This is a genomic window from Chroococcidiopsis sp., assembly GCF_051657925.1.
GTDB lineage: Bacteria > Cyanobacteriota > Cyanobacteriia > Cyanobacteriales > Chroococcidiopsidaceae > Chroococcidiopsis.
Genome location: NZ_JBOFLP010000285.1, coordinates 1 through 13,762 on the forward strand (window position 1 = coordinate 1; position 13,762 = coordinate 13,762).

The window sequence follows — 13,762 nt, forward strand, 5'->3', positions numbered from 1 at the left end:
AATGCGGGTACTCTTGGCATAAGCATCGAGCAACCAGCGACGAGTCTCCACGTCCAGCAGGGGTTGGCTGAGTCGATCCAATGCCACACCAGCAACCATGACTAGATCGTTGGCAGAAACGACGGGTAGTGGCTCCAGCTGCCCCAGAAACAGCCCTTGTGCCGATCTCACTCCAGAGAGGTTGGCACAGAAATGCAGGGAGTAGGGCGCACCCAAGGATGCAGCCATACTGAATACCTGTGCCGAACCAGCCAGATCTAACAATTCGACACCTTCGAGTACCAGGAAGATGACTCGTTGTTTGACGTTGCTGAAGGCGGCTTGTTGAGCGATCATGGCTTAAGCCCAACTGATTTATGCCATCATGCTAAACCCCTAAAAACTTTTTTTCTAGGGCTGTGGCGGTCAACTAGCGGACGAATCTAGCCAAATTCACACCGATCGCTACTGGAGTCAAGCAGGCGCGGCGGCGATTTGATGTAGAAGATTGTTTAGGCTGCGATCGTCGATCGAGAAACTAGAATGTCGGAAGGTAGGATATGGCTTCGACTTTTTTTAGATCGAATTGTAGCCGCGCCTCTAGCCCTACACCCATGCGCTGACGCGCCGCTTGGGGGTGATGTTTTTCTCATGCCCTCATGGAACTCCAAGATTTCCAAAACCCAAAGTTTACTGGCTCCATCGCTGGAATACAAATTTGCCAAATCCTTAATGATAAATCTCCGACAACGGTTGGTCTATTTGTCAAGGCTAGTACCCTAGAACTGATCGGTTGGGAAGGAGAGTCACCCAACTACGAACACACCTTCTCCAGCGGTGCAGTAGAGAAAGGAATACTCTATAAATCTCCTAAAATGCACATTTTAGCTACATCTCCCCGATTTATCGAGTTGCGGGAGAGTAAGGAAATCGTGGGGAACTATGAAACTCCAGATGGGCGCAAGCAATATCTCGAACTCGGTGACAAAGCAACCTTGCGTAGCTTTTACATGATTTACCTATTGGGTAAGGAAAACCAGAATCTACACAAAGTTCCGCTCGTCCTTTCGATTCATGGCGTTGCTGCTGCTAAATTTGGCGAAGCTGTTAACTCATTTAAAGTCAAAATGGAGATCGCTTATGCCCAACGGTTTAACTGCGGCTATCGCAGCCTGAACAAACAATTCCATTGCCTTTGCGCCTTCAATCCTACCTTTAAGCCATCCTTAGAACCACCCAACGGTGCGAAAAAGTCATGGGTAGCAATTCCCGAAACCATTGCTATGCCGTCATCGCCAGAACTAGAGAAGTTTATCTGTTTGGAGAAAAGCCAGGAACTATGGGGAATCGCTGCCTCATCTAACGGCTTTGCCAATAACATCCTCAAGACAGCAGAAGATGAAACTCCTCCACTTCTTGCACCTACTCATCGAGTAGCTGAAAGCTTGCCACCGCAAACGGTTGAAACAACTGCTTTACCCGTTGATGAGGATGAAATTCCGTATTAAGTGCTAGTCGCTTTTTATACACAAACTAGTCGATTGGTATGTAACTGATAAAGCGATTGAGTTAAACAAAGTCACTCCGGTGACGGAGCTGCTTAGTTTAACTCAGCCCCATGCCATGTCTAGTTCACCAACGCTCGCGCAATCGAATCTCAAGCGGAGATCGCCTTAATTCACACGACAAATTGTCTGCTCTAATGAGTCTAGCCGAAACACTACGCAAAAAAAGTCATACTACACCTAGACAAAACGCAAACAAAGAAAAAGCGCCCCGACTAGGAGCGCTACTTTCAGCAATACATAGAACCAGACAAACCAAACTCGTTAACCTCTGAGGCTAGGCGCTTCTACAGCAGCCAAGTCGAGTGGGAAGTTGTGAGCGTTGCGCTCGTGCATCACTTCCATACCCAGGTTGGCACGGTTGAGAATATCAGCCCAAGTATTCACTACGCGACCTTGAGAGTCGAGAATAGACTGGTTGAAGTTAAAACCATTGAGGTTGAATGCCATCGTGCTGATACCGAGTGAGGTAAACCAAATCCCCATCACGGGCCAAATCGCTAGCAGAAAGTGCAGGCTGCGGCTGTTGGCATCGACTCCCAATACGATTTCATTTGTGCGTCCAACCAAGCGACCGAAGTAGCCGTGAGCAGCCACAATATTATAGGTTTCTTCCTCTTGACCGAACTTGTAACCGTAGTTGAGAGATTCGATTTCAGTCGTTTCGCGCACCAGTGAAGAAGTTACTAGAGAACCGTGCATTGCACTGAATAGCGCTCCACCAAAGACACCCGCCACACCGAGTTGGTGGAAAGGATGCATTAGAATGTTATGCTCGGCTTGAAACACCAACATGAAGTTGAAAGTTCCAGAGATCCCCAAAGGCATACCGTCTGAGAAAGAACCCTGTCCGATGGGATAAATCAGAAATACAGCGGTAGCAGCTGCCACGGGTGCAGAATAAGCTACTGCAATCCAAGGGCGCATTCCCAAGCGATAGGACAACTCCCACTCCCGACCCAAGTAGCAGAATACGCCAATCAGGAAGTGGAAAATTACTAACTGATAGGGTCCGCCATTGTACAGCCACTCATCCAAGCTCGCTGCTTCCCAAATTGGGTAGAAGTGCAATCCAATTGCATTGGAGGAAGGCACAACCGCACCAGAGATAATGTTGTTGCCATACAACAAAGAACCAGCCACGGGTTCGCGGATACCGTCAATATCTACGGGAGGCGCGGCAATAAATGCAATGATGAAACAAGTGGTAGCAGCCAGTAAGGTCGGAATCATCAACACGCCAAACCAGCCGACATAGAGCCGATTTTCAATGCTAACAATCCAGTCGCAAAATCGCTCCCATACATTGGCGCTGCTGCGTCTTTGTAAGGTTGTTGTCATAATTTTCTAAATGATTTCGTCATGGTTTGTATGAATGTCGTTGGCAAATCGCTATAGATTTGTTGACCGACTAAACGCATCTTATGAAAATTAAATGGCTCTGACAGTTATGAAAAGTTATTAAACGTTATATACTCAGGTTATCGATTAAAATAACAAGTTAGATCGAAGTTACTATTGAAATAGTGGCAATCGAAAAATTGACTTTCTGCATTCTGCCCTGCGGTTCTGGCGGGAAACAATTATTATGACTGTTGAAGAAGCCTTGATCGCTCTGGAAGCAATCCTTGGTAAACAGCCCTTAAATGACTTGCAAGAAACTATTTTTCGCGCTTGCTGGGAACAAAAGAGTTATCCAGAAATTGCCCAAACTTCCGGTTATGACGCTGAATATATTAAATTAGTCGGCTTTCAATTGTGGAAGAAACTTTCGGAAACTTGCGGGGAGAAGGTTACTAAGAATAATTTTCGGAGTGTTTTAAGACGGCGATCGCAATTTTATTCTTCTAGTAGTATCGGCGATCGCACAGAAACTCAACCGCCAATCCAAAATCACGCCAGTTGCTTCAAGTCGGAAAACCCGCCCAACGCACTGGCTCCAAAATCTGAAATCCAAAATCAAATCAGTTGGGGCGAAGCCATTGATGTTTCTGTTTTCTACGGACGCGATCGCGAATTAGCAATTTTATCAGAATGGATAAGGTACGATCGTTGTCGGTTAGTCGCGATTTTAGGGATTGGTGGCACGGGGAAAACAGCTTTATCGGTAAAACTTGCAGAGCAAATTCAGGAGAATTTCGATTTTATTATCTGGCGATCGCTACACAACGCCCCTTCGCTTCATCTTTTGCTAACTAATTTAATTGAATTGTTGTCGGAAGGTAAAGCTACAAAACTAGCCGCAGATACAGACGGCAAGATTTTGCAGTTAATAGAATATCTTCAAATCCATCGCTGTTTAATTATTTTCGATAATCTCGAAACTATTTTATCTAGTGCCGCTCAACAAAATAGCAATCATGATAAAGCTGGTTACTATCGAGATGGTTACGAAGAATATGGAAAGTTATTACAGCGAATTGGAGAAACCCGTCATCAGAGTTGTTTAATCTTAACAAGTCGCGAGAAACCAAAAGAGGTGGCGGCTTTGGCTGGAGAAAGTTTTCCAGTCAGGACTTTGAGTTTATCAGGTTTAACTACAACCGCAGCGCAAGAACTATTTAAAGCCAAAGGTCATTTTCTTGGGGGCGATCGCGATTGGCAAACTTTGATTCAATCTTACGGAGGTAATCCCTTAGCCTTAAAAATTGTTGCCACGACAATTAGCGATCTATTTGCTGGAAATATCGAACGTTTTTTAGCTCAAGGTACGGCAATTTTTGGCGACATTCAAGATTTATTGCAGCAACAATTTGACCGCTTATCTAATTGGGAACGAGAACTCGTGTACTGGTTGGCAATTAATCGCGAACCAGTGGCGATCGCCGAACTGCAAATCGATCTACTATCACCCTTGACAACTGCTGAAATTCTCGAAATTTTAGAATCTTTAGCAAGGCGATCGCTGATTGAGAAAGGGACGAATCTTTTTACCTTGCAACCAGTTTTGATGGAGTATGTAACGGAGCGATTAATTACTCAAGTTTGTCAAGAAATTGAAACCCAGTCGCCTGCTCTTTATATAAGTCATGCATTAATTAAAGCTCAGACAAAAAATTACCTGCAAGATATTCAAATTCAACTGATCCTCAAGCCAGTTGCGAATCGATTGTTGCGCGTATTTGGTGATGCAGTAGCAATCGATCGTCAGTTGATGCAAATTCTGATTCCTCTACAGAGCAAAATTGCCATCCAATCGGGATATGCAGCGGGAAATACACTGAATTTACTGCTACATCTACAACTAAATTTAAGCGATCGCGACTTCTCACACCTCACAGTTTGGCAAGCAGATTTACGCGGGGCGAATTTACAGCGGGTAAACTTCTCCTACTCCAATTTAGCCAAATCTACTTTTACTGAAAACCTGGGCTATATTTTCGCCATGACAGTAAATAGAGATGGAATTCTCGCTACCGCAGACAGTTATTCTCAAATTCGCTTGTGGCGAGTTGCAGACGGACAACAAATACTCGCATGGTCAGGACACAAAGGCTGGACTCGCGCTTTGAGTTTCAGTCCCGATGGCAAAACTTTAGCTAGCGGTTGCGACGATCGCACCGTACACTTATGGGATGTCAGCACGGGTCAATGTCGCCAAGTTTTACCAGGTCATGCAGGTTGGGTCTTGTTTGTCGCTTTCAGTCGCGATGGTAAGTTCCTAGCTAGTAGTAGCGAAGACAAAACTATTAAGCTTTGGGATCTGGGGACAAATCAATGCTATCAAACTTTCCAGGGGCATACTGCTTGGGTATGTTATGTTGCTTTTAGCCCTGACGGTCGCACTCTAGCAAGTGCTAGTGCCGATCGCACGATAAAGTTGTGGGAGATTGAGACTGGGCAATGTCTGAAAACTATCTACGGACACAATAACGTCATTGGTTTTGTGACTTTTAGCGCCGATTGTCAAACCCTTGTCAGTGCCAGTGAAGACCAAACAATAAAAATATGGGACATCGAGACTGGTGAGTGTAAAAAAACATTACCAGCCGGACACAAAGGCTGGGTTTGGTGGTCTGCCGTTGCCCTGAGTGGCGACAATAAAACTCTAGCAATTGGCGATGCTGACTCTTGTGTAAAGTTGTGGGATATTAGCACGGGTCAGCTCATCAGAACCTTGCAGCATAGTAGCGGTATCCGCACTATAGTCTTTAGCTACGATGGTCAAATGTTAATTGGCGCTCATGAAGACCAAACTTTGAAACTGTGGGATGTTTCGGATGGTAGGTGTTTGAAAACATTCCAAGGCTATAGTAGCGGCATTTGGGCGATCGCTTTTAGTCCAGATCGAAAGACGTTATTTACTGGCGGTGCAGACCAAATGCTCAAGGTCTGGAATGTTGCAGATGGCAAGTGCCTGAGAATCTTTAAAGGACATAGTGACTTGGTGCGATCGGTGACTTACAGCCCCCAAGGAAATACTTTAGCCAGCGGTGGTGGGGATGGCACGATTAGACTTTGGGACATTTCTGATGGTAGGTGTATCAAAACTTTTCAGGGTCATACGAATTGGGTAATGTCAGTTGCCTATAGTCCCGACGGTCAAACTTTGGCTAGTGGTAGCTTAGACCAAACCGTGAGAATTTGGGATATTCATGCCGGACAATGCCTGAAAGTTTTACAGGCTCACAACAGCTTATCCCTTTGTGTCGCCTACAGCCCCGACGGTCAAACTCTAGCGAGTTGCGGTGCGGACTACACGGTGAAGATTTGGGATGTTGAAACTGGAGAATGTATCAAGGCTTTACCAGGACACAGTAATTGGGTGTATGCGATTGCTTTTAGCCCTGACGGTCAAACTCTGGCTAGTGGTGGTGTAGATGGTGCGATCGCGATTTGGCATCTATCTGATAACCAGTGCTTGAGGATGTTACGCGGTCATACCAGTTGGGTTGTTTCTCTTGCCTATAGTCCGCAAGGCAATACCCTAGCTAGTAGTAGCTTAGATGGAACGGTGAGACTGTGGAATGTTGAAAATGGTGAGTGTTTGAGAGTATTGCAAGGACATAGCAGCTGGGTGCTTTCAGTCACGTTCGCGCATCTAGAAGACGAGCTTTCAAATCGCCAAATCCCCGTTCTCGCGAGTGGGAGCGACGATCGCAGCATTCGATTTTGGGATCTCGAAACAGGCAAGTGTCTGAAAATTTTGAGCAACGAAAGACCCTACGAAGGGATGAATCTTACTGGCGCGACTGGTTTAACCCAGGCACAGAGAGCAACTTTAAAGGTGCTGGGGGCGATAGATGTCTAGTATGTCAATACTTTTGGGTTAGCGACAGCGATCGAGATTATGGCTTTGACGATTTTTGCGTATGTCCTATTGGTTTAAGCAGAGCAAAATTGTGAAAGTGGCAACTGTTAGTATTGTTTGCAAGTTAAGCTAACGCTTGAGGGGGGAGAGAAGTATAGCAATCTCTCCCCATGCAACCAGAATTTATCGAAGGCTTCCACTACGTCAAAGAAGACCGCGAACCAGCCGTGCGAGAACCCCGCCCTTTATCCGAGCGACTTGCCGATCGGGATTTGTGGGAAGGCATAGACTGGCACTATTACGACATGGGTTTTCAACACGCAGATTTTGGTTTCCCCCCTCGGTCGGAAAACCCTTTCTATTGCAAAGGTTACGAAGAAGGTAAGAAGAAATATATTTAAGGCGCGTCCGGTTGACCGCTGGGCTTGGGTTCGACTCCCAAGGCGCACTATAAGCTGGCAATTCTCTACACACAACGCCAGCAATAGGAGACTCAAAATGTTGCAAGATTTTCTCACCGTCGCGATCGAGATTATTGCTGTTGGCTTCGCGCTGGTCATGGCGATTGAATTTGTACAGGGGATAGCGCGACGAATTCAGGAGAGCCAGCAACCAGCAGCTCCCGCGCTACAGAAAGAGTCAGTGCCGCCTCAAATAGCAGCCGAACCAATGCTAGAAGACCCCTGGCTGACAACCCTTACACCGAGCGTGACAGAAAAAACGGCAATCGCGATCGCGCCCCTAGCTCTCCGTCTGCTACTATTGCCTCCGGCGATTGTCGCACTTCAACCCATGATGGACATAAGACCGAGCAAAGCAAAACCTAAGAAAAAGCGGACGCAAGCCCAAACTACTGCTCCAGCAGCCCTTGCCCTGCTGAGTGCCGTGCAACTACGACAGCACTGTAGTGCTAGAGGTGTCCAGTGGCGGAATGCTCGTGGTAAGGGCAGGCACTTGACTAAGCAGGAAATGATCGATCGACTCACTGCCTGATGTCTAAGCCCAGATACAACACCAACACCTTTGTATCTGGGCAGTTGTGTATACATAGATTGCTTTGGTTATTTGAATCAAAAACAGATTATTAGCCAAAGCAAATACTACAAAATGGTATAATTTAAAACAAGTCAATTGGGCTAATAGCAACAATGAATAACTTAAAGTTTTGGGAAAATACCGAACTCATGCTCCGGCTTTGTTGGGTCATGGTTGCTATTTTATATGTAGCTATTATTTGGTGGGCAATTAAATAGTGACGAGCGAAAACGAAAATAAATTACAAGACCAAATCGATGCCCTAAATCTCAGAACTATCAAGCTGGAAGCTACGATAGAAGCATATAGAAACGCACAAGGTCAAGTTGTTAATTTGGCATTCTCCTTGATAGCTGGCGCAGTAGTTTCGGTGGTTATAGCTCCTGTTGTTAAAAAGTAATATAGTTTAATAGTCTCCTAATTGCAGAAACTTAGGACAGATCCAAAGCTTTTAGAAAGAATGTTCGCTGCCCGATGCGTGCGCTTAGATGCGACGGCATTGTTTTGTCTGGGCAGGAAGCGCAACAATAAAAGTATCGGCGAACTTAATCAAACCAACATGACACAAGCCAAACCGGATCGGGCAACAAGTCTATACGAGCAAGACTACGTAGCATGGGCAGACGAGCAGGCAATGCTGTTAGAGCAGAAACGCTGGAATGAATTAGATTTAGTCAACCTGGTGGAGGAAGTAAGGGATTTGAGCGGTAGACATCGCGATGCATTAGAGAGCCACTTGACACGGCTGCTGATGCATTTGCTTAAGTGGCAGTTCCAACCCTCACAGCGTAGCAATAGTTGGCTAGGTACGATTAAGGAAGCTAGAAAACAAATTGCACGGCTTTGTCGCAAACATCCCGTGCTACGACTTCATGTATTCAAGGTTTATGTTGAATGCTACTTGGATGCAAGAGTTGACGCATCTGATGAAACGGGATTGCCCGTACAAGTTTTCCCGTTAGAGTGTCTTTATCTGGTAGAAGAATCATTAGATCCAGACTTCTTCCCAGAACCAATAAGTATAAGTGAGGAACAACAATGACTAAGAAGTTAAGTGATGAGGAAATCATTCAAAAACAAGAAAGGTTATATGAACTTGAGTCGAGCGGGATGGCTGGTCGGCTAGTAATGACAGAAGAAGAACAAAAGACGCGGATTAAGGAGTTTTTAGCTGGCGATCGTCGGCAAAAGCGATCGCGTTGCAGCGGCTGCCCGAAGGGAAGAATTAAGGCGAGAAATAGCCACTACAACTGACCCAGAGAAAAAGGCGAAGCTGGAGCTAAGGCTAGAGCTGTTGACTGGTTATTAATATTTATTGAGTTGCATTTTGCCTCATCATGACTGCTGAAGAAAAGGCAAGATTTAGAGAAAAGTTAGCCCAAGCAGAAGAAATGGGTTTCGATACTTTCGATCCAAACCTTGAGCGCCATCGACAAAAGTGGCAGCGCCGTCAGGATAAAATACTAGCCCAAATAGCTGCGGCGAAAAGTCCCCAAGAAAAAGAAGGCTGGCAACAGAGATTGGTAGAGCTAGAGCAAGCCTGGAAAAGATATGACGAGCATTTAGCTGCTCTTAGAGAATTACATGGGATAAAGGACTGATGAAGTTACTCGATGTGGTTGTATTGTTAGAAGACCAACCGGAACTAGGATTGTATCGGGGACAGGTAGGAACGATTGTTGAGGAATACGAGCCTGGGGTGTTTGAGGTTGAGTAAGCGCGATATAAATGGTCGTGCCTACGCATTTGCAACACTACGAGCAGTGCAGTTGATGGTTCTACATCACCAACCTCTCGATCGAGAAATATTATTTCAAAGGTAATTCAACTACCCTACCTAAGCAAAGCTATGGTCGGATATCTTAGAGATTTTTCATGAAAATACGAAATATTTCAGGAGCGGAGTTTAGTCAAATCGATGGCTCCTGACAGGTAATTGTAGACGAACACCCCCGTAGATTTGCCTCGCTCGATCTAGGCGAACGAGTTGGGGTTTACGGGCTGGGCTGGAATAGCCAACCGATCGATCCAGAAGTAGTTGTGTCAGCAGATGGGCAAACTGTTTGGGTAGGAGTCGATCGATACTTGGTAGCGATCGATCGTTCTACGGGGCAGATTCGAGTTACACTCAAACTTCGCTCCAATCTTCTCGAAATCATGAACCTATCCCACTAATCTAAAAATGCTTACTTATTGGCAATAAAAGATGATTAAAAGCTTAATTTATCGTTTTTATCATCAATTAAATCAAGCTTTTACATCTCAGAAAATAATAGTGGGATAGGTTCATACAAACCTAGCTACGTATAAGTGTGTCTCTAGTAGTTAGCTAATTAGGTTTATATGTTGTTTGGCATACAGGACAAAATCTGACTTTGCTTGAGAAACAGAATTGGTTCATTACAGCGAGTTCGAGCGATCGCGCTCGGAGCGCGTGCCGTAAGCAAAGAAATATTTCAAGCGTGAGGGATGCGTACCTATACTTGGTTGGCTAATTTTAAGATAATATGCTTAAACCCTAGCTGCTTCACGCTCGTCTTTCACCAATTGACTTCAAGGTAGATTGAAAATTGTTATGGATACAGAAGCCGAGAAGCGCGATCGCGATCGAACACTACAAACAGAATTTACTAAGTGCCAGCAAGAAAATCAATACCTTCGCACTCAACTCGCTCAACTCCAACAAGAAAACGATCGCCTGCAAAGCGAACTCATTCAACAACGACAAGAATGCGATCGCCTGCGCCAATCCGAAGCACGCTCGCGCCAAGCTTCCTTACTCTCGACCGTTGCCCAAATTGCCAATCTGCTGCTGCGATCGCCCGATCGCACCACGGTTCTTCCCGATGTCGTGCGGTTGTTGGGCAAAGCAGTGGGGAGCGATCGGTGTTGTCTTACTCAGGATGTAGCTCATCCAGAGACAGGCGTTCCAGCGGTGCGAATTTTGATGGAGTGGTGTCAAGTAGGCGTATCTCCTTCGATTGACAGCACGCCCGATTTAGAGACTGGCGTACCTTGGGAGAATTTCGCCCAATTCCGCGAAAACTATTTGCAAGGAGTTGTCTCAAACTATTTAGTTGCCGATTTGCCAGAGCCGACTCGCAGTATTTTTCTGGAGCAAAGTCTCACTTCAATCTTGGTGGTGCCGATTCTCGTTAAGGGACAAAGTTGGGGACAAATCGGTTTCGATAACTGCGGCGAACCGCGACTGTATGACGAGGCAGAAATTGCCATTTTGCAAGTAGCAGCCGATAGTATTGCAGCGGCGATCGAGCGGCAGGAAAAAGATGAAGAACTGTTACGATTAGAACAAGCGCGATCGCAAGAACTCGAACGCCACAACGCCGAATTACAGCAAACGCTCGATCGCCTATCAGAATCGGAAGAACGCTACCGTAGTTTGTTTGAAATGAGTAATGAAGGAATTTATCGATATGAGATTGAACAACCATTCTCGATTTCGCTTTCAGTAGACGATCAAGTTGAATACCTCTATCAACATTTTCGGCTTGTTGATCGTGCAATAGGCAAGTGTGGGACTGCTAGACTGAAACATTGTGCAGTTAATCTTGAGTATTGTTATGAAGTGTCCTTTGTGTGGTCATGATAAACCGCATAAACATGGCTCGACGAGTAAAGGGAGTCAACGCTACTTCTGTGCCAAATGTAAGCAAACCTTCACCGATACCTTTGATACGCTGTATTACCGACGGCAAGTGAGCGAAGAAGAAGTGCGGATTGTGCTGCAAGCCCATGCTCTTATGTAGTAGTTTACGTGGCATCAGTCGGATTAGTGGCTTAGCTTACGACACAGTAGTTAGTATTGTGCAAGCGGCAGCAGAGAAAGCGCAAATGGTACACAATGCTAAGGTGCAAGATGTGGACACAGACGCGATTGGAGCCGATGAAATGTGGTCGATTTGCCCTTAAAAAACAAAAACACTGTTTAGCAGAGGAGGCAGAGGCTGGAGATTGCTGGATAGCGTTGAGTTTGGCTCAACTAAGCGGGTTGATTCTCTGCGCTCGTGTAGGCAAGCATACCGACGAACTAGCCATTGAGTTAGTGATTAGTACTGAAGGCAAGACTGATTGCAAGGAATGGCATACGGACGGCTGGGAGGGATATGAGCGAGTCCTACCTGATGAGGTAGAGCATTTTATTTGTAAAGGGTTGACGCAACGTTTAGAGCGCACCCTAGGCATTGTCCGTCAGCAAACGCTCTCGATGGCATCGCCGACAAAACAAATTCGGCAAGGTGTGGCAGCAGACCGAGGTTACTGCAAGACTCGTCCTGAGCTACTTTAACTGGATATGGCAGCATTCTTGCCTGGGAACTACAACTGCACAGCGGGCAGATCTGACCTCACGTCCTTGGACTTGGAATGATATTGCAACCTATCCCACTCTTGTGTAGGGCATGACCTAATAATTCGTAATATTTTTTGTTGTTTCTGTATTTTCATGTTATATATTTATTTCATGAAATGATGTACTTCAGTTTTTTAATAGTTTTCATATTGATAACTAACTTTGCTATTACATCGACTATATACTGTAGAATTTGCCGAAACTTTTAAAACTATCGACTACTCGTTCAATTGATTAAAAACTACTATCTACTGTTAATATTCTCGTTATTGTTACATAATTTTGAATAGTTTATTCTTAATATTGAGCGTTCGATTCTCGTGAGGTAACTAGATTCGGTACTATCATTATCGTTACTGCTTCTTTTTAATTCTAATTTTACTTACTCTCTTCCCATGATAAGATTCGGCAAAACAAATCTTGGTAAGTTAAGCATTCTAACAACTATAAATACCTAATCTTTTGGCGGAAAGGGAGTAAATCACCGCTCGTCTCATCGAAGCTCACTCCATCACATTAAGCGGTCTTTAATCGACGAATTACGTAAAATTAGTTGCCTAGTATCGCTCTCGTTCTCTTAGTTAAGACAAACTAGAAGTTTCCATAAGTTAGCGATAACTTACCATTTTAGCAGACATTAAGTTTAGACTTGATAAAATTCAAGCGAAAAGTAGCGAAACTTGCTCCAATCTACTTCAGTAGCAAGCATAAATATTTCTAAATTACTGAAGCTTTAAAAACTACCAAATGAGAGCAGAAATTACCATCTAATTTGAGAAAGCATTACGGAAGATCTCCTCAAAATTCATTGATATTTGAGCTAAGTTAATTATAGTTTAACTTTAGATCGCCTTGTTTTTTATGCTCAAATAAATTCATATTTAGTAATACTATGCCAATTGTTAAATGACTTTATTGGTATTGTTAATTTAAAAAATATGTGGAAGTAAAAAAGCTCACGCGGAATCTAGGTATTTCAAATAAGATATTTATAGTAGCCCTATCTAAATGCATTCTTGAATTCATCGATCACTCGTCCGAGCTTTCCAGAGAGGAATTGACAATTGTAATGCTTAAATTCCTACAAGATACCACTAAGAGAGATCGGATGTTTTCTGCTAGCATTGATGTTTTGGGAAAATTCTCAAATACCGTAGCAGTGTCGCAGCCAAAGAAATCCCATCCCAGATCGGTAATCAGGCTAAATAAGCTCTTTGGTTGTAGCACAAAACTAGAAGTAAAATTCCACAGAAGTCTCATTTTAGAACGCTACAGCAGAGCCAACTAAAACTGTTGCAACTGCTCAAAAAGGGCTTTCCTCTTTCCCGCTCACAAACCACAAACCTTTTGCTGGAGCCAAACTTTCAGCTACTGCCGCTAAAGAAACGAAAGGTTGTCCTTGAGATTCTTGCACTGCATTGCCCAACCCAGGCACGTCAAATGCAACTAAGTTTTGCAAAACTTCAGTCGCTTTTTGCGCCATCTCTGGGTTGAGACTGAGAACTAGATTATTCTGGTGACAACTAGACTGAATCTCCTTGACCAAGCAAACTCCAGGTTTTT

10 protein-coding genes and 4 pseudogenes are annotated in these 13,762 nt (G+C 44.5%); 10 read left to right on the forward strand and 4 right to left on the reverse strand.

Going from position 1 to position 13,762, the window contains the following annotated elements; translation table 11 throughout:
* Positions 1 to 336, reverse strand: a pseudogene (locus ACRC32_RS23335) (hypothetical protein); the annotation flags it as partial.
* A 302-nt stretch (positions 337 to 638) separates the two neighbouring features.
* Between ACRC32_RS23335 and ACRC32_RS23340 the strand changes: the two are divergent.
* Positions 639 to 1,487: a DUF5895 domain-containing protein gene (locus ACRC32_RS23340; RefSeq protein WP_438556221.1), complete on the forward strand. Its 849-nt coding sequence runs from the start codon at positions 639 to 641 to the stop codon at positions 1,485 to 1,487.
* A 321-nt stretch (positions 1,488 to 1,808) separates the two neighbouring features.
* On the opposite strand, the gene psbA is transcribed toward ACRC32_RS23340, so the two are convergent.
* Positions 1,809 to 2,885: a photosystem II q(b) protein gene (psbA, locus tag ACRC32_RS23345; protein ID WP_438556222.1), complete on the reverse strand. Its 1,077-nt coding sequence runs from the start codon at positions 2,883 to 2,885 to the stop codon at positions 1,809 to 1,811.
* 247 nt (positions 2,886 to 3,132) lie between these two features.
* Here psbA and ACRC32_RS23350 point away from each other — a divergent pair, with 247 nt between their 5' ends.
* From ACRC32_RS23350 to ACRC32_RS23380, 7 genes and pseudogenes are all read left to right on the forward strand, one after another.
* Positions 3,133 to 6,795: a beta-propeller domain-containing protein gene (locus ACRC32_RS23350; protein ID WP_438556223.1), complete on the forward strand. Its 3,663-nt coding sequence runs from the start codon at positions 3,133 to 3,135 to the stop codon at positions 6,793 to 6,795.
* 170 nt (positions 6,796 to 6,965) lie between these two features.
* On the forward strand, positions 6,966 to 7,196 hold the full coding sequence (locus ACRC32_RS23355) for a hypothetical protein (RefSeq protein ID WP_438556224.1): 231 nt from the start codon (positions 6,966 to 6,968) through the stop codon (positions 7,194 to 7,196).
* 97 nt (positions 7,197 to 7,293) lie between these two features.
* Positions 7,294 to 7,788, forward strand: coding sequence for a hypothetical protein (locus tag ACRC32_RS23360; protein WP_438556225.1), 495 nt, complete (start codon positions 7,294 to 7,296; stop codon positions 7,786 to 7,788).
* A gap of 502 nt (positions 7,789 to 8,290) precedes the next feature.
* Positions 8,291 to 8,872, forward strand: a complete 582-nt coding sequence (locus tag ACRC32_RS23365) for a DUF29 domain-containing protein (RefSeq protein ID WP_438556226.1) — start codon at positions 8,291 to 8,293, stop codon at positions 8,870 to 8,872.
* Complete coding sequence (locus tag ACRC32_RS23370; protein ID WP_438556227.1) at positions 8,869 to 9,084, forward strand: hypothetical protein; 216 nt, start codon at positions 8,869 to 8,871, stop codon at positions 9,082 to 9,084. The genes ACRC32_RS23365 and ACRC32_RS23370 overlap by 4 nt, the downstream gene beginning before the upstream one ends.
* An 83-nt stretch (positions 9,085 to 9,167) precedes the next feature.
* A complete protein-coding gene (locus tag ACRC32_RS23375) occupies positions 9,168 to 9,431 on the forward strand; it encodes a hypothetical protein (protein WP_438556228.1) in 264 nt (87 codons plus the stop codon).
* Positions 9,431 to 9,653, forward strand: a pseudogene (locus tag ACRC32_RS23380) (DUF4926 domain-containing protein). Before ACRC32_RS23375 ends, ACRC32_RS23380 begins: the two are co-directional and overlap by 1 nt.
* Before the next feature lie 171 nt (positions 9,654 to 9,824).
* On the opposite strand, the gene ACRC32_RS23385 reads toward ACRC32_RS23380, so the two are convergent.
* Positions 9,825 to 9,989, reverse strand: coding sequence for a hypothetical protein (locus tag ACRC32_RS23385; RefSeq protein WP_438556229.1), 165 nt, complete (start codon positions 9,987 to 9,989; stop codon positions 9,825 to 9,827).
* A gap of 416 nt (positions 9,990 to 10,405) precedes the next feature.
* Here ACRC32_RS23385 and ACRC32_RS23390 point away from each other — a divergent pair, with 416 nt between their 5' ends.
* Together ACRC32_RS23390 and ACRC32_RS23395 are read left to right on the forward strand one after the other, a co-directional pair.
* Positions 10,406 to 11,437: a GAF domain-containing protein gene (locus tag ACRC32_RS23390; protein ID WP_438556230.1), complete on the forward strand. Its 1,032-nt coding sequence runs from the start codon at positions 10,406 to 10,408 to the stop codon at positions 11,435 to 11,437.
* Positions 11,412 to 12,245, forward strand: a pseudogene (locus ACRC32_RS23395) (IS1 family transposase). The gene ACRC32_RS23390 and the pseudogene ACRC32_RS23395 overlap by 26 nt, the downstream one beginning before the upstream one ends.
* A gap of 1,257 nt (positions 12,246 to 13,502) precedes the next feature.
* Here ACRC32_RS23395 and ACRC32_RS23400 read toward each other — a convergent pair.
* Positions 13,503 to 13,762, reverse strand: a pseudogene (locus ACRC32_RS23400) (hypothetical protein); the annotation flags it as partial.

Coding starts and splice junctions, on each gene's coding strand:
- ACRC32_RS23360 (WP_438556225.1), top strand. CDS start 7,294: ATGTTGCAAGATTTTCTCACCGTCGCGATCGAGATTATTGCTGTTGGC.
- ACRC32_RS23350 (WP_438556223.1), top strand. CDS start 3,133: ATGACTGTTGAAGAAGCCTTGATCGCTCTGGAAGCAATCCTTGGTAAA.
- psbA (WP_438556222.1), bottom strand. CDS start 2,885: ATGACAACAACCTTACAAAGACGCAGCAGCGCCAATGTATGGGAGCGA.
- ACRC32_RS23390 (WP_438556230.1), top strand. CDS start 10,406: ATGGATACAGAAGCCGAGAAGCGCGATCGCGATCGAACACTACAAACA.
- ACRC32_RS23340 (WP_438556221.1), top strand. CDS start 639: ATGGAACTCCAAGATTTCCAAAACCCAAAGTTTACTGGCTCCATCGCT.
- ACRC32_RS23385 (WP_438556229.1), bottom strand. CDS start 9,989: ATGATTTCGAGAAGATTGGAGCGAAGTTTGAGTGTAACTCGAATCTGC.
- ACRC32_RS23365 (WP_438556226.1), top strand. CDS start 8,291: ATGTTCGCTGCCCGATGCGTGCGCTTAGATGCGACGGCATTGTTTTGT.
- ACRC32_RS23355 (WP_438556224.1), top strand. CDS start 6,966: ATGCAACCAGAATTTATCGAAGGCTTCCACTACGTCAAAGAAGACCGC.
- ACRC32_RS23375 (WP_438556228.1), top strand. CDS start 9,168: ATGACTGCTGAAGAAAAGGCAAGATTTAGAGAAAAGTTAGCCCAAGCA.
- ACRC32_RS23370 (WP_438556227.1), top strand. CDS start 8,869: ATGACTAAGAAGTTAAGTGATGAGGAAATCATTCAAAAACAAGAAAGG.